The 23,805-nt window shown below is 31.4% G+C and carries 27 protein-coding genes and 1 tRNA gene; 9 read left to right on the forward strand and 19 right to left on the reverse strand.

Translation table 11 applies throughout. The features are described from left to right. The 6 genes from B2U95_RS01510 to B2U95_RS01535 form a co-directional block, all read right to left on the reverse strand. Nucleotides 1-237: efflux RND transporter permease subunit (locus B2U95_RS01510; protein ID WP_296311768.1), on the reverse strand; the 237-nt coding region annotated here is incomplete at its 3' end. A 71-nt stretch (nucleotides 238-308) separates the two neighbouring features. Next, entirely contained in the window at nucleotides 309-707 is a 399-nt protein-coding gene (locus B2U95_RS01515; protein WP_296311771.1) for a hypothetical protein, read from the reverse strand. A gap of 65 nt (nucleotides 708-772) precedes the next feature. Continuing rightward, complete coding sequence (locus tag B2U95_RS01520) at nucleotides 773-913, reverse strand: FeoB-associated Cys-rich membrane protein (protein ID WP_296311774.1); 141 nt, start codon at nucleotides 911-913, stop codon at nucleotides 773-775. Then, nucleotides 914-3,013, reverse strand: a complete 2,100-nt coding sequence (gene feoB, locus B2U95_RS01525) for a ferrous iron transport protein B (protein WP_296311777.1) — start codon at nucleotides 3,011-3,013, stop codon at nucleotides 914-916. Continuing rightward, the gene (locus B2U95_RS01530; protein WP_296311965.1) at nucleotides 3,006-3,239 is read right to left on the reverse strand and encodes a FeoA family protein; all 234 of its coding nucleotides are present in this window, start codon (nucleotides 3,237-3,239) and stop codon (nucleotides 3,006-3,008) included. Before B2U95_RS01530 ends, feoB begins: the two co-directional genes overlap by 8 nt. A gap of 92 nt (nucleotides 3,240-3,331) precedes the next feature. Beyond that, complete coding sequence (locus tag B2U95_RS01535) at nucleotides 3,332-4,012, reverse strand: SCO family protein (RefSeq protein WP_296311780.1); 681 nt, start codon at nucleotides 4,010-4,012, stop codon at nucleotides 3,332-3,334. Nucleotides 4,013-4,203: 191 nt separating this feature from the next. Here B2U95_RS01535 and rseP point away from each other — a divergent pair, with 191 nt between their 5' ends. Both rseP and B2U95_RS01545 read left to right on the forward strand, forming a co-directional pair. Further along, on the forward strand, nucleotides 4,204-5,550 hold the full coding sequence (gene rseP, locus B2U95_RS01540) for an RIP metalloprotease RseP (RefSeq protein ID WP_296311782.1): 1,347 nt from the start codon (nucleotides 4,204-4,206) through the stop codon (nucleotides 5,548-5,550). A gap of 92 nt (nucleotides 5,551-5,642) precedes the next feature. After that, a tRNA-Asn gene (locus tag B2U95_RS01545) sits at nucleotides 5,643-5,716 on the forward strand. Between the two features lie 174 nt (nucleotides 5,717-5,890). Here the strand turns inward: B2U95_RS01545 and B2U95_RS01550 are convergent. After that, nucleotides 5,891-6,844 (reverse strand): NAD-dependent epimerase/dehydratase family protein, encoded by a 954-nt coding sequence (locus B2U95_RS01550; protein ID WP_296311784.1) that lies wholly within the window; start codon nucleotides 6,842-6,844, stop codon nucleotides 5,891-5,893. Between the two features lie 167 nt (nucleotides 6,845-7,011). Here B2U95_RS01550 and B2U95_RS01555 point away from each other — a divergent pair, with 167 nt between their 5' ends. Next, nucleotides 7,012-7,539 (forward strand): hypothetical protein, encoded by a 528-nt coding sequence (locus B2U95_RS01555; RefSeq protein WP_296311787.1) that lies wholly within the window; start codon nucleotides 7,012-7,014, stop codon nucleotides 7,537-7,539. Nucleotides 7,540-7,641: 102 nt separating this feature from the next. Then, nucleotides 7,642-9,711 carry a M13 family metallopeptidase gene (locus B2U95_RS01560; protein ID WP_296311790.1) on the forward strand — a complete coding sequence of 690 codons (2,070 nt, stop codon included), beginning with the start codon at nucleotides 7,642-7,644 and terminating at the stop codon, nucleotides 9,709-9,711. A gap of 73 nt (nucleotides 9,712-9,784) precedes the next feature. On the opposite strand, the gene B2U95_RS01565 is transcribed toward B2U95_RS01560, so the two are convergent. Next, on the reverse strand, nucleotides 9,785-10,489 hold the full coding sequence (locus tag B2U95_RS01565) for a hypothetical protein (RefSeq protein ID WP_296311792.1): 705 nt from the start codon (nucleotides 10,487-10,489) through the stop codon (nucleotides 9,785-9,787). Nucleotides 10,490-10,557: 68 nt separating this feature from the next. After that, complete coding sequence (locus B2U95_RS01570) at nucleotides 10,558-11,367, reverse strand: NAD(P)H-binding protein (protein WP_296311795.1); 810 nt, start codon at nucleotides 11,365-11,367, stop codon at nucleotides 10,558-10,560. Nucleotides 11,368-11,482: 115 nt separating this feature from the next. Between B2U95_RS01570 and B2U95_RS01575 the strand changes: the two genes are divergently transcribed. Continuing rightward, nucleotides 11,483-11,968 carry a CBS domain-containing protein gene (locus B2U95_RS01575; protein WP_296311797.1) on the forward strand — a complete coding sequence of 162 codons (486 nt, stop codon included), beginning with the start codon at nucleotides 11,483-11,485 and terminating at the stop codon, nucleotides 11,966-11,968. Here B2U95_RS01575 and B2U95_RS01580 read toward each other — a convergent pair. Both B2U95_RS01580 and B2U95_RS01585 read right to left on the reverse strand, forming a co-directional pair. Beyond that, a complete protein-coding gene (locus tag B2U95_RS01580) occupies nucleotides 11,965-12,315 on the reverse strand; it encodes a hypothetical protein (protein ID WP_296311800.1) in 351 nt (116 codons plus the stop codon). The two genes, B2U95_RS01575 and B2U95_RS01580, sit on opposite strands and share 4 nt — an antisense overlap. Before the next feature lie 39 nt (nucleotides 12,316-12,354). After that, nucleotides 12,355-12,612: a hypothetical protein gene (locus B2U95_RS01585; protein WP_296311803.1), complete on the reverse strand. Its 258-nt coding sequence runs from the start codon at nucleotides 12,610-12,612 to the stop codon at nucleotides 12,355-12,357. 405 nt (nucleotides 12,613-13,017) lie between these two features. Between B2U95_RS01585 and B2U95_RS01590 the strand changes: the two genes are divergently transcribed. After that, nucleotides 13,018-13,350, forward strand: coding sequence for a single-stranded DNA-binding protein (locus B2U95_RS01590; RefSeq protein WP_296311806.1), 333 nt, complete (start codon nucleotides 13,018-13,020; stop codon nucleotides 13,348-13,350). Nucleotides 13,351-13,424: 74 nt separating this feature from the next. On the opposite strand, the gene B2U95_RS01595 is transcribed toward B2U95_RS01590, so the two are convergent. The 8 genes from B2U95_RS01595 to B2U95_RS01630 form a co-directional block, all read right to left on the reverse strand. After that, nucleotides 13,425-14,732, reverse strand: a complete 1,308-nt coding sequence (locus B2U95_RS01595; protein ID WP_296311810.1) for a T9SS type A sorting domain-containing protein — start codon at nucleotides 14,730-14,732, stop codon at nucleotides 13,425-13,427. 675 nt (nucleotides 14,733-15,407) lie between these two features. Continuing rightward, nucleotides 15,408-15,932: a ferritin gene (locus B2U95_RS01600; RefSeq protein WP_296311814.1), complete on the reverse strand. Its 525-nt coding sequence runs from the start codon at nucleotides 15,930-15,932 to the stop codon at nucleotides 15,408-15,410. 67 nt (nucleotides 15,933-15,999) lie between these two features. Next, complete coding sequence (locus tag B2U95_RS01605; protein WP_296311821.1) at nucleotides 16,000-16,551, reverse strand: YceI family protein; 552 nt, start codon at nucleotides 16,549-16,551, stop codon at nucleotides 16,000-16,002. Between the two features lie 6 nt (nucleotides 16,552-16,557). Further along, entirely contained in the window at nucleotides 16,558-16,920 is a 363-nt protein-coding gene (locus tag B2U95_RS01610; protein WP_296311825.1) for a hypothetical protein, read from the reverse strand. Nucleotides 16,921-16,933: 13 nt separating this feature from the next. Then, on the reverse strand, nucleotides 16,934-17,788 hold the full coding sequence (locus B2U95_RS01615) for a DUF5777 family beta-barrel protein (protein WP_296311828.1): 855 nt from the start codon (nucleotides 17,786-17,788) through the stop codon (nucleotides 16,934-16,936). A 54-nt stretch (nucleotides 17,789-17,842) separates the two neighbouring features. Beyond that, on the reverse strand, nucleotides 17,843-18,439 hold the full coding sequence (locus tag B2U95_RS01620) for a T9SS type A sorting domain-containing protein (protein ID WP_296311831.1): 597 nt from the start codon (nucleotides 18,437-18,439) through the stop codon (nucleotides 17,843-17,845). Between the two features lie 24 nt (nucleotides 18,440-18,463). Continuing rightward, nucleotides 18,464-18,844, reverse strand: a complete 381-nt coding sequence (locus tag B2U95_RS01625) for an OB-fold protein (RefSeq protein WP_296311834.1) — start codon at nucleotides 18,842-18,844, stop codon at nucleotides 18,464-18,466. 11 nt (nucleotides 18,845-18,855) lie between these two features. Beyond that, complete coding sequence (locus B2U95_RS01630; RefSeq protein ID WP_296311838.1) at nucleotides 18,856-19,926, reverse strand: hypothetical protein; 1,071 nt, start codon at nucleotides 19,924-19,926, stop codon at nucleotides 18,856-18,858. Nucleotides 19,927-20,034: 108 nt separating this feature from the next. Here B2U95_RS01630 and B2U95_RS01635 point away from each other — a divergent pair, with 108 nt between their 5' ends. From B2U95_RS01635 to B2U95_RS01645, 3 genes are read left to right on the forward strand one after another with little or no spacing between them, the layout of a single operon-like run. Next, the gene (locus tag B2U95_RS01635; protein WP_296311841.1) at nucleotides 20,035-20,559 is read left to right on the forward strand and encodes an RNA polymerase sigma factor; all 525 of its coding nucleotides are present in this window, start codon (nucleotides 20,035-20,037) and stop codon (nucleotides 20,557-20,559) included. A gap of 47 nt (nucleotides 20,560-20,606) precedes the next feature. Next, nucleotides 20,607-21,524 carry a FecR family protein gene (locus B2U95_RS01640; protein WP_296311848.1) on the forward strand — a complete coding sequence of 306 codons (918 nt, stop codon included), beginning with the start codon at nucleotides 20,607-20,609 and terminating at the stop codon, nucleotides 21,522-21,524. Beyond that, nucleotides 21,508-23,802: a TonB-dependent receptor plug domain-containing protein gene (locus tag B2U95_RS01645; RefSeq protein ID WP_296311851.1), complete on the forward strand. Its 2,295-nt coding sequence runs from the start codon at nucleotides 21,508-21,510 to the stop codon at nucleotides 23,800-23,802. Before B2U95_RS01640 ends, B2U95_RS01645 begins: the two co-directional genes overlap by 17 nt. Nucleotides 23,803-23,805: the final 3 nt, after the last annotated feature.

Genomic DNA, 23,805 nt, shown 5'->3' on the forward strand with positions numbered 1-23,805 from the left:
AACACCAGGAAGATTCGCCATTTCTAATTCCACAGGATAGGTAATAAACTGTTCCATATCTTGTGTAGATAGGTTTCGAGATGTTGTAATAACCTGTACTTGATTGTTAGTCACGTCTGGCACGGCTCCAATAGGGATTTGAGAGAGGGAATACAATCCAAATCCTATAATAAACGACGTAAATAGTAGAATAATAAACTTATTCCGTAGGCTGAATTTTATAATATATGATAGCATAATTCATTGAATAAAATAGTGTCAACTCATTATATAATAAGTTGTAATTAACAAAATTTGATAAAAATGAATTAAGCCTGTTTGGGAGGTTGTAGAAGTTCTTTATCGAGAAGTGAATGATAAAGATTTAAGTAATGAAAGTTAGATTCAGTTGTGTCTAAGATTTCAATATCATCTGAACATAGAAATGAGTGATGAGGCATAAATGCAATTACAGAGGATACATGACCTTGGCATTGAAAAGGTAATTGCTCATGGTCTTTCTGTTCTTCTTGGTGATTTTTGCTATGCTCTGCTTTTAGGTCTCCGTAATGTTTAGATAAAAAGACAAACAAATTATCACCATATTCTTGTTCGTGAAATTGAGCATGTTTCATCAGTTCGTCTAATTGCATGATATCGTCTGCTCCAATATTGAAACTTTGAATTAGCATTAATGCAGAAAGGGATATGGCAAACAATTTACTCACAGTAACAAAGTTACTAAATTTTAAATAAAAAAATATAGGATTATGTGAGTTGTGCTTAAATTAATTTAATGACATCCACAGCCATCATCTCCACCACAGGCTTTAGAAGATTTTTTATTGGGTGACCAAACAAATTTTCTCACTAAAAAAAGTAAGGCAAGAGCCAAAGCTGAAAAAACTAATATATTTTGAATAATTATATTCATCTATTTTAAAACTTGGAAAGCTGTTAATGCTACAATATAGGCAAAAGCTGTCATTATAACGAGTTGATACATTGGCCATTTCCATGAATTGGTTTCTCGTTTTACAACAGCAAGCGTACTCATACACTGCATGGCAAAGGCATAGAATAACAACAAAGATATTCCGGAGGCCAAATTAAATAAAGGCTTACCGCTTTTGACATCGACCTCTTTAGCCATTCTATTGGTAATTGTTTCAACTTTATCGTTACCTACACTATAAATGGTTGCTAAAGTGCCTACAAATACTTCGCGAGCTGCAAAAGAACTGACTATGGCTATTCCAATTTTCCAATCATAACCTAAAGGTCTAATGGCTGGTTCAATAGCATGGCCTGCAATACCAATGAAGGAATGTTCTAGTTTATGTGATGCTATTTTTTGTTGTAATTCATCATCAGTTAAATTTTCTGAAGCATATTGCTCAGTAACAATTTGTTCTGCATTATTAAAATTTTCTCCAGGTCCGTAAGATGCCAAAAACCAAAGCACAATTGAAATAGCAAGTATTATTTTACCAGCACCAAAGACAAAAGATTTTGTTTTTTCGATAACAGTAAGTGCTACATTTTTAAACATTGGTAATTTGTAGTTAGGCATTTCTACGACAAAGAATGTTTTACTTTTTATTTTAAGAATCTTATTTAGAATCCATGCTGAGCCAACAGCTGCACCAAAGCCAATAAGATAAAGTAGCATTAAGGTTAATGCCTGATAACTTAAGCCCAAAAACCGACCTTCAGGAATTACTAACGAAATAATGATTAGATATACAGGAAGTCTTGCAGAGCATGTTGTAAATGGTGTAACTAAAATAGTGATTAAGCGTTCTTTCCAACTTTCAATATTACGCGTGGCCATAATTGCAGGGATAGCACAAGCAGTTCCTGATATAAGTGGCACAACACTTTTTCCGCTCAACCCAAAGCGTCGCATAATCCGATCCATTAAAAATACAACACGACTCATATAACCACTTTCTTCGAGGATGGCTATAAACAAGAATAAAAAGGCGATTTGCGGAATAAAAATAACAATACCTCCAAGTCCAGAAATAATGCCTTCTGCCAATAGGTTAGTAAACGCTCCTGCTGGTAATGTATTTTTTGTCCATTCACTTAATGAAGCAAACGAACTATCAATAAAGTCCATTGGCACACTAGACCAGTCGTAAATAGCTTGAAAAATAGTAAGTAGAATGATACCAAAAATTAAATAACCCCAAACTTTATGAGTTAGTATTCTATCGAGTTTTATTCTTAAATCTTTAGCTGTTTTAAGATCTATAGTTTGTCCTTTTTTTAGTGTTTCATTAATAAATTGGTAACGCTTTATGGTTTCTTTTTGTTGAAGCTTTTTTAAATCTGCTTTAGATTTCGTTTTAAAATTAGAAACCGCATCGATAGTTTTTCTATCGGTTTTACCGAAGTTGACATCTTGTGTAATTACTAACCAAAGCTTATATAATAATTGATTTGGAAATGCTTTTCTTAAATTTTCAAAATACGGCTCGTCTATTGAAGATGCTCTCATGCATGGGTTTGTAGAGAGCTCTTTATAATTGGTTATGAGTTCTTTTAACTCATCGATTCCTTTGTTTTTGCGAGTGCTTATTAAAGCAATTTTAGTTTCGAGTTGTTCTTCTAAATAATCAATATCTAATGAAATACCTTTGTAGGTCATTCGGTCAGACATATTAATTACTAAGACTGTAGGTATTTCTAAATCTTTAATTTGTGTAAATAATAAAAGATTACGCTTAAGGTTTTCAACGTCACTTACGACGACTGCAACATCTGGGAAATCTTTATCATTTTTATTAAGAAGTAATTCTATAACAACATTTTCATCTAGAGAAGAAGCATTTAGGCTATATGTACCTGGTAAATCTATAATATGTGCTTTTACACCACGAGGTAATTTGCAAATACCTTCTTTCTTTTCTACTGTAATACCTGGATAGTTTCCTACCTTTTGGTTTAAACCAGTAAGTGCATTAAAAACAGATGTCTTTCCGGTATTTGGATTTCCAATTAAAGCTACATTAATTTGCTTACTCATCCGTTGTTTCTATTTGAATATGAATTGCAGTTTCTTTTCTAATTGCTAAATGAGAACCATTGATATTTAAATACATAGGATCTGCAAAAGGTGCAACCTGAACAAGCTCTACAGAATTACCTGGTAAGCAACCCATTTCTAGTAGTTTTAATGGAATATGAACCGAAGATACATCTATGATAATACCTCGTTGTCCACGTTTTAATTCTGCTAATGTCAAGCTTATTCTTATTTAGATTAATTTTAAAGAAGTAAAAATAAGTGAAAATTATTAGTGTAAAAAGGATGGTTATAGTTATTTGTTGGCTTTAACTTTATTTAAGAACCACCAAAAGACTTTAAGGTTTCTATATCTTCTAAAAGGCGTTCAATATCTTCAGGTTGAGTACCATCATAAAATCCTCTAATTCGACGTTTCTTATCAATAAGCAAAAAGTTTTCGGTATGTATCATATCGTACTGATCACCATTGCCATCTGTTTTTACAGCCAAGTAGCTTTTTCGTGCCAGTTCATAGATTTGCTTTTTATCTCCGGTTACTAAATTCCATTTACTATCGATGACACCTTTCTCCTTTGCGTATTTTTTTAGCTGAGCAACACTATCAATTTTAGGTGTTACCGAATGAGACAATAACATTACATCATTATCATTAAGAATTTCTTTTTGGATTTGGTACATATGATCTGTCATTATAGGACAAATCGTTTGGCATGTCGTAAAAAAGAAATCTGCAACATATATTTTGTCTTTGTAGTTATCTTGAGTTATAGTCTTTCCATTTTGATTGATTAAACTAAAATTGGCAATCTTATGATATTTTTGTTGGTGTTGAATCGTACTATCCACTAACTCTTGGTTCACCATAGATGGGTTCCATACAGGTAATTGCTGCTTTACATTTAATACATTATAAATAATGGCAATAATAATGATAGAGAGAATAGAAAAGAAAATAGCAAAGTTTTTATAACCTTTAAAGAAGGCGAGAAATGACATAATAGCGAATTAAAAATTGAACAACAAAGGTACGATTTGGGTTAATTTTTCTATGTGTTTTTAACATAAAAAACAGTTGTCTAACCATAGATTTATAAATCTGTGTTAAAAATAAATCGATTGGAAATACAATTATTTTCTAAGTTGCTTTAAAACCTTACTTTTGTCAATCGAAATTTGAAAATGATTACATGGAATTTATAATAAAAATATCTCAATTTTTACTCAGTTTATCTCTACTAATTGTACTACATGAGTTGGGACACTTTATACCAGCGAAGCTTTTTAAAACTAAAGTCGAAAAGTTTTATCTGTTTTTTGATGTAAAATTTTCATTGTTTAAAAAGAAAATAGGTGATACCGAATATGGTATTGGTTGGTTACCACTAGGTGGTTATGTGAAAATTGCCGGAATGATAGATGAGAGTATGGATAAGGAACAAATGGCACTGCCACCAAAGCCTTGGGAATTTCGATCTAAACCAGCTTGGCAGCGCCTTATTATTATGTTAGGTGGTGTAACTGTTAATTTTATTTTGGCCTATGTTATATACGTTGCTATATCTTTTGCTTACGGCGATTCTGATGTTACCGTAGATAGTTTAAATGATGGGTATTGGATAGACAACCCTGCTTTATTAGATATTGGTTTTAAAACGGGAGATAAAATTTTAGCAATTAATGAGACTCCTATTGTTAATGATTCTGACATCGGTTTTAACCTTATTAGTGCAGAATCTGTTACCATTAATAGAAGTGGGGTAGAACAGGTTATTGATTTGCCAGAAGACTTTTTAGGAAAATATTCATCAAGTAAAAGCAAAAGAAACTTTGAGTATCGTGTTCCTTTTATGGTAGGAAAAGTACCAGACACCTCTATAAACGCAAAGAAAGATTTAAAACAAGGGGATATTATTAGGAGAATAAATGGAAAGGAATTGAAATATTTTGACCAACTTAATGATATTGTAAGTGGTCTAAAAAATACAGTAGTTTCTGTTGAGGTTCTAAAAGCAGATAATACTGTTGTACAACAAGAATTAAGTATAGACAAGTACGGAAAATTTGGAATAGCGCCATGGACAAATAATTTCAGTCGTTTTGATGAATTAGGCTATTTAGAAGTTACTAGAAAGCAATATACATTTGGAGAAAGCTTTGCAGCTGGAGGGTATAAATTCACAAAAACAATAACGAACTACTTTGGTCAATTAAAAGCAATTTTTAACCCAAGCACTGGAGCTTATAAAGGTCTTGGTGGGTTTAAAGCTATTTACGATCAGTTTTCACCAGTGTGGAGTTGGCCCTATTTTTGGGGTTTAACGGCCTTTCTATCTATTATGTTAGCTATATTAAATTTATTACCAATACCAGCCTTAGATGGTGGTCATGTTATGTTTTTACTCTATGAAATGATATCTGGCCGTAAGCCAAGCGAAAAATTCTTAGAACGCGCACAAGTTATTGGTTTCTTTATTTTAATTGCTTTAGTATTATTTGCAAACGGTAATGATGTATTTAAAGCCATTACAAATTAATTTTTTTAAACCTCAGATAAAAAATAATATTTCATTTGGTGAGAACAAAAAAAATGATTTATATTTGCGCTCGCTAACGCGAAAAGTAACCTTCCTCTTTAGCTCAGTTGGTTAGAGCATCTGACTGTTAATCAGAGGGTCCTAAGTTCGAGTCTTAGAAGAGGAGCATATAAAGCCATTACGTAAGTAGTGGCTTTTCTGTGTTTAAAAAGTGTTTTATCAGAGACTGATGCTATATTTTTTATTCTAAGAGAAATTTACACCCATACATTGAGAGTATTAAACACAAAAAAACACCATCATTAATGATGGTGTTTTTTTAAAGTATACTATAGAAACTTTAAGATTTATACTTCTTCTTTAATTCCTTAAGCATCACATTTGTCATAGTGTCTAAATCATAACCATACTTCCAATTCCAGTCTTTGCGAGCCACACTGTCATCAATAGAGGATGGCCAACTATCTGCGATGGCTTGTCTAAAATCTGGTTTATATGTTATTGAAAACTCAGGAAGCTGTGCTTTGATACTTTCAAATATTTCTTGTGGTGTAAAACTTAATGCAGATAAGTTATAAGAAGACCTAATGGTTAGGTTATCTTCTGGTGCCTGCATTAAATCAATAGTCGCTTTAATAGCATCATCCATAAACATCATTGGTAAGCTGGTGTTTTCAGATAAGAAACATTTGTATCTGCCCTTTTTAATAGCATCATGATAAATTTCTACAGCATAATCTGTTGTGCCTCCACCAGGCATTGCTTTATAACTTATAATACCAGGATAACGAATACTCCTTACATCTACTCCGTACTTATTATAGTAATACTCACACCAACGTTCTCCGACCTGTTTGGTAATGCCGTAAACGGTTGTTGGCTCAGAAATAGTGTGTTGAGGTGTGTTTTCTCTTGGAGTTGTTGGTCCGAAAACAGCAATACTACTTGGCCAAAATATTTTTTTTATAGTTCCGCCTTTTGCTAAGTTAAGTACATGAAAAAGTGAATTCATATTTAAATCCCACGCTTCCATAGGGTACTTTTCTCCAGTAGCGCTTAATAAGGCAGCCATAAGATAAATAGTATCTATATTATGATTTTTACAACAATCTTTAATCGCATTAAAGTTTTTTGCATCAATAATTTCGAAAGGGCCAGAGTTAACTAAATTTAATTGTCGTGTATTAATATCACTGGCAATTACGTTATCTGTACCATGTATTTCTCTAAGTTTGGTTGTAAGTTCAGTACCTATTTGGCCACAAGCGCCAATGACTAATATTTTTGTAGACATATATGGGTTATTATATTCTCAAAAGTAATAAGAAATAGGGTTTATAATTATGAAAATCATTAAAAAAAAGATGATTTTTTAAGAAATTGATAATCAGGTATTTTAACTGTATACTAATTCTAAAAAATTATAGTTTAAGTATCTTTACCACTAAATTAGTTCAGATCATGAAAGTTATAGTCGTTGTTTTTAGTATTGCATGTTCGTTTTTAATTATAAGTTGTGATAATTCAAAAACAGACCAAACTTCTGCAGTTAAGAATGAATCCCAAACTGAATTAAAAATTTCGGCTAAAGCAATCGAAGGTTTTAAATATGACGACTATGCACTTAGTAATGAAGGACAAGATTTAGTGAACGGATGGGAAAAATATCAAGAGTTATCAATTCAAATTAACTACTTGAAGAAAGCTGATTTATCATTTTTTAATAGTGATAAGAAGTTGCTGACAGATTTTATTTCAGACTTAAATGAAAATGTTCCTGAGCGTTTACAAACTAATTCTATAACTTCTAGAGTTTTAATTGTTGAAACTAAATTACTAAAGCTCAATGAAAATTTAACTATTAGTAATATTACCACCGAGACCAAGCTTAGCAGTATTAAAGAAGTCCTTGTAGCATTTTCTAATCTTATTTTTCAGATTAATTGGAAGTTAGAATTTGATGTTTACAACAAAATTGAGGCAGAATAACTTCTTAACAGCTCCTTAAATTTTTGTTAAATTGTAACATTTTTAGGATTCTTAAGTCTTATTCATAGTTACTTTTAATTAAAACTAATCAATATAAACATTATGAAAACTAATCTTAGTCGCTTACTAGCGATAACAAGTTTGGCTTTTTTTACTATGGTCGCATGTAAAGACGAAGCCAATAAAGATTCTGCAATGGCAGAAACGAAGATTCCAGGGATTATCCTAGAAAACATGGATACTTCGGTAAATCCTAAAGACGATTTCTATAATTATGTTAACGGAAGTTGGATGAAAACTAATACAATACCAGTTGAAGAAGCAAGTTGGGGAGGCTTTGGTGTTTTAAGAAAATCTACACGAAACGATGTATTAGAAATTGTAAGAACGTCTAAAGAACTCGGTACTTATGCAGAGGGTAGTGATCAGAAAAAAGCACTATTGTTTTTTGAATCTGAATTAGACACTATTGCTAGAGATGAGCTAGGTATAAAACCAATACAACCTTTAATGAAGGCTATTGACGGAATTAAAAACCTATCTGATATGCAAACTGTATTTGCTGAAACTATTGGTGTAGGTGCTCCATTTTTTAGTCTTCAAATATTTGCAGACATAAATGATAGTAGTATTTATGCACCTTATATAACGCAAGGTGGTTTAGGATTGCCAGATCGCGATTATTATGTATTACAAGATGAAAAATCTAAAGAGCGTCGCCAACAATATGTAGATCATGTTACAAGAATGATGCAGTTTATAGATTACGATTCAGCTGAAGCAAAGGAGGCTGCCGAAATGATTTTAGCATTAGAAACTAAATTAGCAGAGCCTCAATTTGACAAGACGGAGCGACGTAACTTTAATAACTTTAATAATCCTAGAAGTATTGAACAACTTTCAGAATTAACACCAGCTGTTAACTGGAATAAATTTATATCTGAGATGGGAGTAGAACAAAAAATCGATACGGTTTATGTTGTTGAGTTGAGATATATGAAAGCGCTTCAAAATATCTTAAAATCCACTCCAATAGAAGATATTAAGACTATAATGAAATGGAACACTTTAAATTCTAACTCAGGGTTTTTAAGTACTCAAATTGAAAAGGCTAATTGGGATTTTTACAGTAAAACGTTAAGAGGAACAGAAACACAAAGACCAGCTCAAGACCGAGCAATGGATAATGTTACAGGACGTGTTGGAGAAGCTATTGGTAAATTATATGTAGATTCTAAGTTCCCTCCAGAAGCTAAAGAAAAAGCAGAGAAAATGATTGCTAATGTAATCAGCGCATTTAAAGCTAGAATAAATAAGCTAGATTGGATGAGCAATGAGACCAAAGTAAAAGCTATTGAGAAACTCGATAAATTTACGGTTAAGATAGCATACCCTAATGAGTGGAAAGATTACTCTGAATTAATGGTTAAAGAGGGTAATAGTTATGCGGATAACATGATGGCTTTTTCTGAGTGGTCAATGAAAAAAACTTTAGCTGATTTAGGTCAGAAAGTTGATAAAGCAGAATGGAATATGCCGCCACAAATGGTAAATGCATACTTTAATCCATTAAATAATGAGATTGTTTTTCCTGCAGCGATCTTACAACCTCCATTTTATAACTATACAGCAGATGAGGCTGTAAACTATGGTGGCATAGGAGCTGTGATAGGACATGAGATTTCACATGCTTTTGATGATCAAGGCTCACAGTTTGATAGTGACGGGAATTTAATTAATTGGTGGACACCAGAAGATTTAGCAGAATTTACTAAAAGAGGAGATGCCCTTGTTGAGCAATATTCGGCAATAGAATTATCCGAAGGTTTATTTGTAGATGGTAGAAATACTATAGGTGAAAACATTGGGGATTTAGGTGGAGTTCTTGGAGCTTACGATGGCTTACAACTGTATTTTGAGGAAAATGGAAGACCAGATGATATTGATGGTTTTACCGCAGAGCAACGTTTCTTTATGTCTTGGGCTACTGTATGGAGAACTTTAAGTAGACCTGATGCTTTAGAGACTCAAGTAAAAACAGATCCACATTCTCCAGGTGTAGTTAGAGCAACACAACCACTTAAAAATATTGATGTCTTCTATGAGGCTTTTGGTATTAAAGAAGGTGATGCTATGTACTTAGCGCCAGAAAAACGTGTTAGAATTTGGTAATAGATTTAGCGCTTAATTAAAAAAAAAACGCAACCTAAGGGTTGCGTTTTTTTATACTATATACACAAGAATTTTAATTCTTAGTAGTTGTGGTTTTCTGAGCTTTTTGTGCTTCTAAAGCATCTCTACTTATTCTTGCTAAATTAAAGTTTGGATCTACTTCTAAAGCTTCATTCATTAATTTTAATGCTACATTTAGATTTGTATCTTGGTTTTCTTTGAATACCAATAACCCTTTTAGACATAAAAAAGCAGCTTTAAGAGAGGCTTCGTAAGGTTGTTGGGTCTCATAGAAGGCATGTTTCATATCATCCTTAACGTTAGTTAGTCCATATTCTATATTAGACTTTGCACCTACTAAATCATCAACTTGAACTTTCATATCAGCTATTTCATAAGCTAAAGTTGGATTAGGATCTCGTTTAAATAAAACTTCATAGTGCTCTAAGGCAAGTTTAGGTCTATTTAAGCTTTTTAAAGCTAAAGCCTTAACCTCTGTATTCATATTTGAATCACCTTCATTTTTTTCAATACCAATAGTGTTAAGTGCTTGCATATAATTACCATTAGATAAGTATAAATAAGCTAAGGTATCTTTTCTTTCAACCGATGGCTCTAAAATATCTAGATGCGTATGTGCGTTAATAACACCTTGAACATCACCACGAGTTTTCATAGTTTCAAGGAACGTTTTATAATGCTTTTTTAAGTCAGCATTAGTTTGTGCAAAAACTCCTACTGAAAGTAGTAACGCCATTGCCATTGTAATATGTTTCATTTCATTTTAATTTAAGTGGCTAAATCTATAAAAATTAATTATAAATGGACTTAAAAATCTATTAATTTCTATGGAGCCTGTTTAAAAGTATATTTCAAATTTTGTACCAATATAGAACTATCAATTATTTTGCCCTTACTTTTTTTAGCTTTATTAAATTTAGGAAGTGCCAAATCGGCTTTTAAACAATACTCAGAATAATATCCTTTTTTAGTTGGATGTGCTGGGTATGTTGCATTTATCGAGATATTCCAAGTGTTTTTTCTAAGTAGCATAGCTATTATTTCAATACAATCTTGTTTGTGTATAAGATTAATAGGTGCTTCAGGGTTTGCGATATTTGTTTTCCCTGATAAATATTTTGCAGGATGACGCTTATCATCAAACAGACCACCAAAGCGCAAAATCGTAGTTTTAAACTTAGCGTTTTCACGAAGAGATTCTTCTATTTCAATAAGTTGTTTTCCATTATTTGAATTGGTATTTGGTAAAAGATCTTCAGTAATTTTAGAGAAGTTAAAATCATCTTGATAAACAGAGATAGAACTAATAAAAAGTACATTTTTTATGGAGCTTTTTTCAATAGCATTAATTAAATGTATTAGTTCTGCACTATGATTTTTATTGGGACTTTTTCTTAATCCAGGCGGAATATTAATAATTATAGTAGTGCTTCCTTGGAGAAATTTAGAATAATTGCCAATTAATTTATCCTCATCTAGTTCAATTAAAAAAGGATCTATTCCGTTAGATTTTAAAGTACTTAATTTATCCATCGAAGTTGTAGAGCCTTTAATAGAAAAGCCTTCATTTATTAAGGCTTTTGCTAAAGGAAATCCTAACCATCCGCAGCCTATTATACTAATTTGATCTTTCAAAAAATTAAAAAATTATAGTCAATAGCAAAAGTACAATTATCCTTTATGTAAATACCACATGTTTTGTTAACCCATTAATTTTTAGTAACTTTAGTTGAATACAAAATATAAGATTATGGGAATTAAAAGTTTTCAAGGTTCACGAAGACAGCAAAACACGGTAGAACCTAATGCTCTAAAAGTAAGAGATTATATGACTACTAATCTTATAACGTTTACTGCTGACCAGTCTGTGCAAGATGTTGTAGAGGCTTTAATAAAGTTTAAAATATCTGGAGGACCTGTTGTTAATGATAAAAATGAACTCGTTGGTATAATATCTGAAGGGGATTGCTTAAAACAATTAAGTGAAAGCCGCTATTATAATATGCCTTTAGATCACGATAATGTTGAAAAACGTATGGCTAAAGATGTCGAAACCATTGATGGTAATATGAATGTTTTTGATGCTGCAAATAAGTTTCTTCAGTCTAAAAGAAGACGATTTCCTATAGTTGAAAATGGTAAATTAATTGGTCAGATAAGCCAGAAAGATATTCTAAAAGCGGCACTTAATTTAAAAGGTGTAAATTGGAATAGCACTACTAAAGGAAATTCTTAATCGTCGCGTTTTACTAAAGCATAATAATCCCCTTCTAAAGGTAAATATCCTTGATCGTACACAAAATAATAAGTAGTACCAGCCTTTGTAATATAGATACTAGTAAAATAATTAAAGTCGAATCCTTTTTCTATGAGCTTAGCTCTTGAGCATTTTGTCTTTTTATTAGGATTTAGTGTTTCAAGTATTCTATAATTTTTTCTTAATCTGTTATTAGTGTTTCTAATAAGGTTTTTAGAATCTTTATTAATGCGATTATTAAAGGCATTTCTACAGCCATCGCTGCAGAATTTTTTATCCATTCTACCCACAATCCTATCACCACATTCAGGACATTGTTTCTGCATAACTTTTAATTAAGAACCACAATATAGTTATTATATCAGTTATAACCCACTGGCTATTATATTGGTATTGTTTACTTTTTTGTAAACAGTTGTTGCATACACCTTAGATTGTAAAAATGAGGTAATATTATCTATACTAGATTTTGGTTTGTTAGTCGTAACAGATGCATTAAAAACACTATGACCTTTTAAGGTTTTGATTTTAGGATAGCTTCTCAGATTATGAAACTTACCAGGTACGACTAGATCTATATATAGATCGACAATGATTAAATCAAAAGCCTTAACATTAGCCATTATAAAATCGATCGCATCAGCGCAGTGTATTTTTAAATTTGTATCCTCTATTAGATCAATTTCAACGGCTTCAATTTTAAAATTCTTTGTAAAGAACCCTAATTGTAGTTAGCTTTTTCAGAGTTTAAGTTTTTTTTTCGTTGTATTACGTTATTTCTAAAACACCACTATATTTAGATTTTACAGTTTTTGTGACAGGGTAAATATAGCTGAGAAGTCTTTTCATTGCTGGTAAATATAAGTTTTATAATGGCATCTATATACAATTTTAAACGACTACAAGTATTTACAAACGAATTTAAATATGTAACTACCGAGTAAGATTTGGTAAGCATTACATCTTTGCAGTGTTGAATCAATGAAGGTTCAATAGTATTAACTGTTTAACATTAAAATTTAGAACACATGAACACATTAAGAAACAAAGTACAGTTGATTGGTAACTTAGGAAATGACCCAGAAATCACCAATTTTGAATCAGGTAAAACTTTAGCAAAATTTGCAATTGCAACTAACGAGAGTTATAAAAATTCACAAGGAGAAAAAATTACAGATACCCAATGGCATAATATAGTAGCTTGGGGAAAAACTGCACAAATTGTAGAAAAGTATATTACAAAAGGAAAAGAGGTTGCAATTGAAGGTAAACTAACAACACGTTCTTGGGAAGATAAAGATGGTATGAAGCGTTACACTACAGAAGTGGTTTGTAGTGAGCTTTTAATGTTAGGAAAGTAATATCTTTTCTTTTAAAATAGGTAATAAAAAGAGCAGCCAATTGGCTGCTCTTTTTTATTTAGAATATAAATTTTTTATTTTTTTACTATTTTTTTGGTAATGCTTTGTCCATTACTAACGTTAGTTAATTTCATGAAATATAAAGCACTAGTTAAATTATCTAAGTTAGAAAGTGTTAAACTACCATTAGAAGCAGTTTTACCTTCACTTAAAATAACTCTTCCATTGATATCAATAAGATCTAAAGTATAATCATCAGAGAAGTTATTTGCTAGCTTAACTGTAATTGATGACATAAATGGATTTGGGCTAACCTCTATCCCAGCCAAATCAAATTCTTCAACAGTTAATGAACCACCACAAATTGACCAACCCATATCTTCAAAAAATCCAAGTGTCATTGGTCCAGGATTATGATTTGCTTCACCTTGACCTATCGCAAAGGTCATTAAAGAATTAATAGTGCCGTTAAAAGTAGATTCATCCCAGTGACTATAACTAGAACCTTGATTCCAAGAAGTAGGAAGATATAATTTAGGCGCAACACCACCATTTTGTCCTGTGGAAATAGCGCTAATATTAAATAGATCATTACCTGTTAATTGGTCACCTAAAGCGATACTAGGATCTGTAAAAGATAGTATTGCATCACCAGTTCCGTTTTGTATAAATGTGTCATAGACTATTGGAATATTATTAAACCTAATTTCACCTTCTCCAGCACCATCTACACTTGCTCCGCCAAAAAAGCCAAGCCCGTGACCCAACTCGTGTAATACAACAGATACAAAATCAGTTTGATTACCTGGAGGGTTTGCATCTAAACCAAAATACCAGTTGGCAGTACTACTAAAATTTGCATTAATATCAATCGTAACTCCACCGAATGTGTCAGATTCCATATCTTCAATTTTCTCCCACAATGCACGAGCATAAAATACGTTTGGAATAGCATCAGGGTGGTTAGATGTGAAAGCACTATTTGAACCAGCACTACCTAATACTCCAGGAGATAAAGCGGCAAAAGTAGCATCTACCCTAATTGGTTGGCTAGATTCTATTGACATTGACCATATATCTACCGCAAATTGAAATGCTGTTTGCGCTTCAGGGAAAGATTCGAATCCATTGTATGTTACTATAAAGGTAGAACAAGCTGTTCCTCCTCCTTGCATTTTTTGAATAACATTTTGAGATCTAGGTATTGAAATAAAACCGTTAAATTCTCCTTCATAAAACACACATGCTGGTTCTGTGGGTGTATAAACTTCTGGAACAAAGTCTAAAACCTCTTGGCTTGTTCCTACAAAAGAACATAGTAGTAAGCCAAATACAGAAAGTGGCTTCATAAAAGTATTCATATTTAATGTAATTTTATTCATAGTATTATTGATTTTTGCCATAAAAATAAGATAAATTTAATTAATAGCTCTTAAAATATAATTATCTTAGTTTAACGCACGTAATACCGCATAAATCTTAATAAAGATAGGTTTTACTTTATAATTAAAGTTTATTAAGGCTACGAATTGATAGTTTAGAAGTAAGTATACACACCTTAAGTATTTAGTTTAGTAGTCTAGGGTTTTTAGTATCTACTACTTTAGAAAAATATGCTGTTATAATATAAGCCTTTGTCTTAATACAATACTTTCAGAGCTTATCTAAACAGCGGTATAGTTACTAACCAATTAGTGTGGTAATATAAAATGAATTAAAGTATTAAGCTGCTTTTTTAAGAAGATCAAAACAAGGACATTTTTTACAACGCTTATTCTCACTTTTTTTAAATTTCTTACAGCATTTAGACTTTACTTTAACTAAAGTGTCAAAACCAGAAGTTTCAAGAACTTTAAGACGTTCTTTTTTTAGCTTTTTGTTTTTCTTGCCCATTGAAAAATTAAATCAATACCACAAAAATAACTATTTTTATTTATTCTAAATAAGATTTAGCTTAAATTCTACTGTTTCATTACTTATTATTAAATTAATGAAACAGTAAAATAAAACTTTAAAGTAGTTTAAAAAAGAATTGACTTCTTATACTATAAATTGGTCTAAATGCCAGTACCAGGAACTTGAGCTGCAGAATTGACCGTCATTTGTTGAATATCTCTATCAAATAAATAGAGTCCGCCTTTATCGTCACCAATCATATTTACTTTATCGAGTATCATTCTTGCTGTAGCTTCTTCTTCAATTTGTTCTGCTACATACCATTGTAAAAAGTTGTGTGTTGCATAATCTTTTTCTTGAAGTGAAATATGAACCAATTCATTAATACTTTCTGAAACAAATATTTCGTGAGCTAATAGTTTTTCGAACATTTCTCCGTAAGAATTGAACATCACGTTAGGCGCATTTAATTCAGAAACATGAGCATGTCCACCACGTTCGTTAACAAACTTTACAAGTTTTAACATGTGCTCGCGCTCTTCATCAGACTGGTCGTACATAAAGTTTGAAATCCCTTCTAGGCCTTTGACCTCTGCCCAAACGGCCATGGCTAGATAAGCTTGAGAAGACTCAGCTTCAATACGTATTTGTTTATTTAATGCAGATTCAATTGTTTTAGATAACATAGCTTTAATATTTTCATCAAAGATACGTAGTTAAAAACATAAAAAAGAACAGGAGTTTTAGATTAGATTATTTTTTTACAAGCCTAAAATTAAAAGTAACAGAGACTTCATCCGATAATTTGTTTTTAACGATTTTAGGAATTTCAATATTAAAACCTGAAACTAAAACTTTAAAACTACCGGATAAAATAATTTTGTCATCTACTACTTTAATAATTAGAGGAATATTATTTATAGGCTTTGTAATTCCATGAAATGTTAGAGAGCCATTTAGCGATAAAGAACTATCAGTTTCACTTAAATCACTAAAAGCAAAATTTTCTATTTTACCTCTAACTGTGGCTTTTGGGTGCATGTCTGATTCTGCATAGTTTTCGTTAAAATGCTCTTCCATTAATGCATTTTTAAAACGAAAAGCTTTTACTAAAGCTAAGGCTGCAAAATCACCATTTTTACTATTTAATATGGCTGTGACTGAGCTATTTTTTGCTGCAACCTCTTCAAATGAAGGTACGGAAGCTTCAAAATTGAGTGAGCCAGTTTTGGTTAAATATTTATTCTGACCAATTACTGTACTAATACTAATAATAGCGACTAATGTAAAAATTAACTTTTTCATAATATTCTAATTTTCTAACAGACCTTCTTGTTCCCATTGGATAATAAGATCAATTAAATTTTGTGGCAATCTTGGGCCTCCAAAAGGCATTCCAAATCCTACATCAGTAGATGAAACACGACCAATTAAATTTCTATTTTCAATAGCTTCAATAACATTACTATGAGTTGTTAGCGACATTGGCGCACCATTAACAGGCGGATTATTATGGCAAGAAATACAGTTGTTATCTATTATTGTTTTGATATTAGCATCATAAGTCACTATATCATCTATAAGTATAACTTCTGTTAAATCGTCTTCATTAGAATAAGAACAACTATAAAAAAGACTCACAATTATTAAACAGAATAGGTATGTATGTTTCATAATAGTTTAAGTTTTAAAAAACACGACTTAAGTTAAATCCGAAATAAATATTGCCGTCGCTCCAATCACCAGTAGCTTGTCCTAAAAACCCATTGGTGTTCATAGCTTGTGCATTAGAAAAATGCATCTGAAATACATGGCCACCAGTCTCTAAATCGAAACCAATTGATAACGGATTTTTAAAAGGTGAATTTTCTGCTCTATTAAGATGCCAGCCGTAATCTACATTTATTGACCAACGCTTGCCTAATTTTTGTCTTCCACCAAAACCCAATGCGTATTGTGAGTTGTGTTGCTTGTTATAAGCGACAAAATTATCGTGAAAAAACGTTGGGGCTAATTCTAACGATAATTTTGAGCTTACTTTTTTAGATATTAGTAGTTGCACTGTATATCCTAGACGATCCCTAAATTCTAACTTCGGTAAATTTTCTTTTTCAAATGATGTATTTATTAGTATTGAATTAAAGGCAACTATGGTAAATGGAAATACGTTTTCTCTTTGTCTAACAAGTCTAAATTTTGCTGAGGCTTCATAGATTTTTTGAAATGAGCTTCGCGATACTCCAATATTTATGGCATCTGTAATACCATAAACAAAGTTGAGTCGTGTTACTGCATCATCTAATCCGAAAAAACTGTCAAAACCATTTTCTATACTACCAAATCTATGAGAAACTATAAGCGTCATTTCCTTTTTTGCAACCAATTTGGTAGATTCAAAATTTACAATTTTTAATCCTTTAAAAGCAGCTGACGCGTAGTTGTTAATCACAGAATCTGTATCAATTTCACTTAATAAGTCATCTTCTTGAGCCCTTAAAAAAAGATATAGGAATAGTGATAGAAATAATAGTGAATATTTCATTTTTAAATATTAGAGTGTAAAAAGTGTTTGTTAGACTAGATAGTTTTCCTCAGCTTATTGTTTTATAAAACGTTTTACCTGTGTCTTGTCTTCTGAATTTACCTGAACAATATAAAGGCCACTATTAAGTAAAGAAACATCTATTGAAGCACTGTTTGTGTCCGTTAATTTATTGGTCATAATGATTTTCCCAAGTAAATCAATAATTACGAGTTCTCCGTTAGTTAAGTTTTTTGAAAAAGTGATGTCTAAAACTTCATTAACAGGATTTGTATGGATACGAAATGCGTTTCGTGTTTCGTCTTCAACTCCTAAATTATTTTCAACGGTTATTTTACCAGACATACTACCAGCTCCGTGAACTCCACAGAAATAATCGTTATCACCAACTACTGTAAATGTGTAAGAATATGTTGATCCCACTGGACCAAGAAAACCACTTGTGAAGGTTTCTACAGAACTTCCTGCTACATTTTCAACAGTGTGGTTAGCATCTAACCAAGTCCAAATAACGGTATCACCAGTTTCAATAGTTAAATCAGCAGTTCCGGTTCCGGTAACATTTCTTTCCCAATTAAGATTGTGTGTTGTTTGTGCATTGGTACTTAGTAACCCTAAGGCTAATGCGATAATGAGTAATTTTGATTTCATAATTTTTAATTTATTTATTATTTATTATTTGACTATTTTGCATTGATCTAATTTTACTTGTTCTAACAAGTTATCGTAACCAATAACACGACCTTTAATCTTTATTTTGTAATTATCTACAAATGAAGACTTTATCTCATTTGTAAATTGACAGAAGACTTTATCGTCTATTGTAATTTCATTAGTATTCAGTTCTGATATTAGTCCTGAAACTTCAATAGTTTTATTTAAAAATTTCTGTTCTGAAGCGATCGCATTCTCAGAAAATAATTGGGCAATTTTATTAGAAGTCATTTCAAACTCTGCACTTTCATTTTCAATATTTCTATGATCTTGGTAGATATAGTTATATGCAATTACAGCTGTAATAATTAAAATGATTAGAACAATTAATTTTTTGCGCATAGCTTCAATTATTAAATACAATTATTTTCGTATTGTAACCTATCATTGTCTCCTACTCTAAAATCTACTTCAGTCTCGACACTGCAAGTTCTAATTTCTTGTAAAATCCAATTATTATTACATAATGGTAGACTTGGGATATCTATTATAACTTCTAAATTATTACCGTTACCATTAGTAATCCAAGTTCCAAAAACTGTGGTTGAATTCCAGTAAACAGTTAGTGTTCCGTCAGCTAAAAAGTTAAAAACATAACCGTCATATATCGTGTCATAATCTGTGTTATCGCGTTTTAATCTATTTACCTGCCAATTAGAGCAGTCGGTAAGTAAGGTTTCTATTAGCACACTTGTACAGTCATCACAGTCATCGTCTTCGTAATCATAGTCGTCATCCTCATCGCATGTATTGTCTGCATTTAAGATTGCAGATTCTAATTCGTTAAAGTCGTTAATACTAATTTCAGAACTATCTGAACTTACAGCAGTAATAGGGAAATTAAAAGTTACAATATCACTAGTACTAATATCACCAATAAAATTATACAACTGATTATCATTTTCAAGATTTACAGTATCTAATAGTTCACTTACAGCGTTGAAAGTAGAGGCTTCTATAGGATATTGAAAATCTAAACATTCAATATCATTATCATCAACATTTTCGCCACTACAATTAGCTGTAAAACTGTTTAATTCTGTACTATTAGTTACTTCTACTTCGGTAAAATCGGTTTGTATTATAGTTATGGGAAATACAATACTTAAGTTATCTGTGTCAGCATCAGACTGATCAAAAATACATTCTACAGTTGCAAAATCAGTATTAGAGTTGAGTATAATCTGCTCACTATTTGCATTTACAGTGTAAGGGAACGCAATATCAAAACAATTGGCTTTGTCTATTATATTATTAGATGAGCCGTCATTAGATGCAGTGCGTTGCAGAAGTAGAGCTATGCTAGAGTTAGCAACCAGTACTTCTTCTTCGGGTGTTTCAATAAATTCTGTTTCCTCTGTTCTACAAGATGTAAACATTAGTGTAGTTAATAAAAACGATAAAATGTAAGGTCTTAAATTCATGATGGCTGTGTTTTGTTTGTTGCCATTTAATATATAACAACTAACTTTTAAAAACTACTGAACTTTTCTGAATAAATATTTATCTACCTTTAACCAAACTAAATAATTTTGTCTAAAAGTTTAAACGAAAATATTTGCGAAGCCAAGACCTTTGAGCGTGTATACAATGAGCACTTAGACGATGTGCATAATTTTTTATACTATAAATATGGTGCGCAATTTAACCCGAGAGATAAAGCACAAGATGCCTTTATTAAATTATGGGACAACTGTAAAAAAGTAACATTTGCAAAGGCCAAATCTTTTTTATTTACTGTTGCTAATAATATGATGCTAAATGAAATTAAGCATCAGAAAGTAGTTTTAAAACACCATAAAACCGAGCCAAAACATTATACCAACGAAACACCAGAGTTTATTTTAGAGCACAACGAGTATTTAAATAAATACAATAAAGTACTCTCTAATCTAAAAGAAGAACACCGTGTTGCGTTTTTGCTGAGTAAAGTAGAAGGGAAAAAGCATAGTGAGATAGCCGAGTTTTTAGGAGTGACACAGAAGGTCGTAGAATATAGAATTTACAGTGCTTTTAATATTCTAAAAAAAGAGATCGAAGGATTTAAGATAAAATAATAAGGAGAAATAGAACTTAGGTTGTTATGTAATTAATAAGACAGTTTATGATTGAAGACGATTTATTAAAAAAGTGGTTAAACGAAGATCTTACAGATGCAGAACAAGATGCATTTAGTAAGCAAGATGACTATGAAATAAATCGAACAATAATAAATAGAGCGAAGTATTTTAAAGCATCACAATTCTCTAGTGGTCATGATTTTGAAACTTTTAAAAAGGCCTATGAAAATAAATCAGTCAAAACAAGAAAAACGACATTTCATCTGATAAGACCATTTTTAAAAATAGCAAGTGTACTTGTTATTTGTCTTGCCGTTTATTTTACTATTTTTAATAGTAATACAATTGAAGAATTCACTTTAGCTAGTGAAAAGATAACCATTAGTTTGCCAGATTTATCTAAAGTAACTTTAAATGCAGATTCTAAAATAACCTATGATGCTGATATTTGGAGCCATAAAAGACGTTTGAAATTAACAGGTGAAGCTTATTTTAAAGTAGCAAAAGGAAAAACGTTTGATGTTATTACGCAAACAGGAATGGTTACCGTTGTCGGAACCGAGTTTAACGTAAAACAACGTGATAATTATTTTGAAGTAAAGTGCTATGAGGGTATAGTGAAAGTAACATCAGATACTATTACAAGACAATTATTAGCAGGTGATACGTACCGAATTCTAAATAATAAATTCAGCCAAGATAAAATATTAGATGTTGAGCCAGAATGGACTACTAATAAAAGTAGTTTTAAGTCTATTCCTTTTGCAGAGGTAGTTAACGAGTTAGAGCGTCAGTACAACATAAAGGTTACGTTTAAGACTATAGATTCTACAAGAGTTTTTTCAGGTGCATTTATGCATAATAATTTAGAGTCTGCACTTTCTGCCATAACACAACCTATGAATTTAGCTTTCGTAATTAGTTCACCGAACCAAGTACTAATTCATGGTAAAACAAATTAAGCGATTTAGTTTAGCACTACTTCTAAGCCTCCTTTTTTCTCTTAAAGTTAACGCACAAGACGTTAGTAATAAATTGCCTTTAATTGAAATTTTAACTGCATTAGAAACCCAATTTAATATTCAGTTTAATTATGCTGAAGATGCTATTTCTAGTCTAGTAATTGCAGCTCCACCAAAAGAGATATCACTAAAGAATGTTTTAATCTATTTAGAAGATAAAACTGGGTTTATGTTTTCACTAACTAATGATAATACGGTTTTGGTAATTGCCACAAATAATTCTTTAGAGCTTCAAAAATTATCGGAAATAGTAGTTGAAGGCTATATTGTACGCGGTATTAATAAATTAAGTGACGGATCTTTTGAAATTGACATTTCAGATTTTGATATACTTCCAGGTTTAGTAGATACAGATGTTTTACAAGCAGTGCAAGCATTTCCTGGTATACAGAGTATTAACGAAACAGTATCAAATATTAATATTAGAGGAGGAACACACGATCAGAATCTTATTTTATGGGATGATATTAAAATGTACCAATCTGGTCATTTTTTCGGTCTTATTTCTATGTTTAATCCCCAGATAACGCAGCGTGTATCTTTAACTAAAAACGGATCACAAGTAGAGTTTACCGATGGGGTTTCGGGTATTATTTCTATGGAAACAGATAAAGAGGTGAGTGATGAGTTTAAAGGCAGTTTAGGCATTAATTTTATAGATGCGAATGGTTTTGCAGATGTTCCTATTAGTGAAAAATCGTCATTGCAAGTTGCCGTACGAAAGTCTATAAGTAATTTCACAGAAACACCAACTTATAATAATTTTTTTGAACGTATTTCACAAGATACAGAGGTAGAAAACAATACAATGGATATTCTAAATTCCGATAAAGAATTCGATTTCTATGACATTTCATTACGTTGGCTTTACAGAATAAATGACAAAGAGGAATTAAGAGTCAATTTTATAAATACAGCCAATGAACTACTCTTTAATGAGAATACAACTATTAATACTCTAGAAGATTCTAGAGAGAGCAGCTTAAGACAAAATAGTATTGCAGGTGCGATTGCATATTCAAAGATTTGGAATGATAAGTGGCAAACTTCTTTTGAAGGCTATGAAACAGATTATAAATTAAAATCTGAAAATGCTAATATTCTGGATACACAACGTTTTCTTCAAGAAAATAAGATTTCTGAAACAAGTTTAAAACTAAAGGCAAATTATAAAATTAAAGAAAGGTTGCAATTACAGAGTGGCTATCATTTTGTAGAAACTAAAATTACTAATTTAGATGATGTAGATAACCCTATTTTTAGATTATTGGTGTCAGAAATTGTTAGAACACATGGTGTTTTTTCGCAATTATCATATAAATCTGAGGATAGGAAAACAAATTTAAACACAGGCTTTCGTTATAACTATATTGGAAAATTTGACAAGCATTTATTAGAACCAAGAGTAAGTTTATCTCATAAGTTTTTTAATTATTTTTCTTTTGAAGTTTTAGGTGAATTCAAACATCAAAATACATCTCAGGTTATTAATTTTCAGAATGATTTTTTAGGTATTGAAAAACGAAGATGGCAATTGTCTAATAATAGAGATATACCAATTATAAGAAGTAGACAAGGCTCCGTAGGTCTTTCATTTAATAAAAGTGGATGGCTTATTAGTGCTGAAGGCTATTACAAAAAAGTAAAAGGTATTACAACGCAAAGTCAAGGGTTTCAGAACCAATATGAGTTTGTAAAAACTGATGGAGAATACACTGTAAGAGGTGTAGATTTTATAATTAGAAAACAATTAACTAATTTTAATACATGGTTGAGTTATTCTTACATGAATAATAATTACATCTTTAAATCATTACCGGAGTATTCTTTTCCTAGTAATTTTGATGTAACACAAGCCTTTACTTTAGGTACAAATTACACTTCAGAGCGTTTGAAAATCGCTGCTGGTTTAAATTGGAATTCTGGCAGGCCAACAACACTTCCAGAAGTGGGTAACGAAATGAGTAATGGAGACATTAATTATAGCGAAACAAATTCTAATCAATTACAAGATTATTTAAGGGTAGATTTATCAGCCATGTACGATTTTAAATTAAGCAAAACAACTACAGCAAATCTTGGTCTGTCTGTGTGGAATCTTTTAGACAAAAAGAATATTATTAATAGTTTTTATAGACTCAATAATGGCGTGGTAGACGCCGTCAACCAATATTCTTTAGGTATTACACCTAATGTTGTTTTTAGAGTTAACTTTTAGAAG

This window comes from Winogradskyella sp. UBA3174 (assembly GCF_002364335.1).
In the GTDB taxonomy this organism is placed as follows: Bacteria; Bacteroidota; Bacteroidia; order Flavobacteriales; family Flavobacteriaceae; genus Winogradskyella.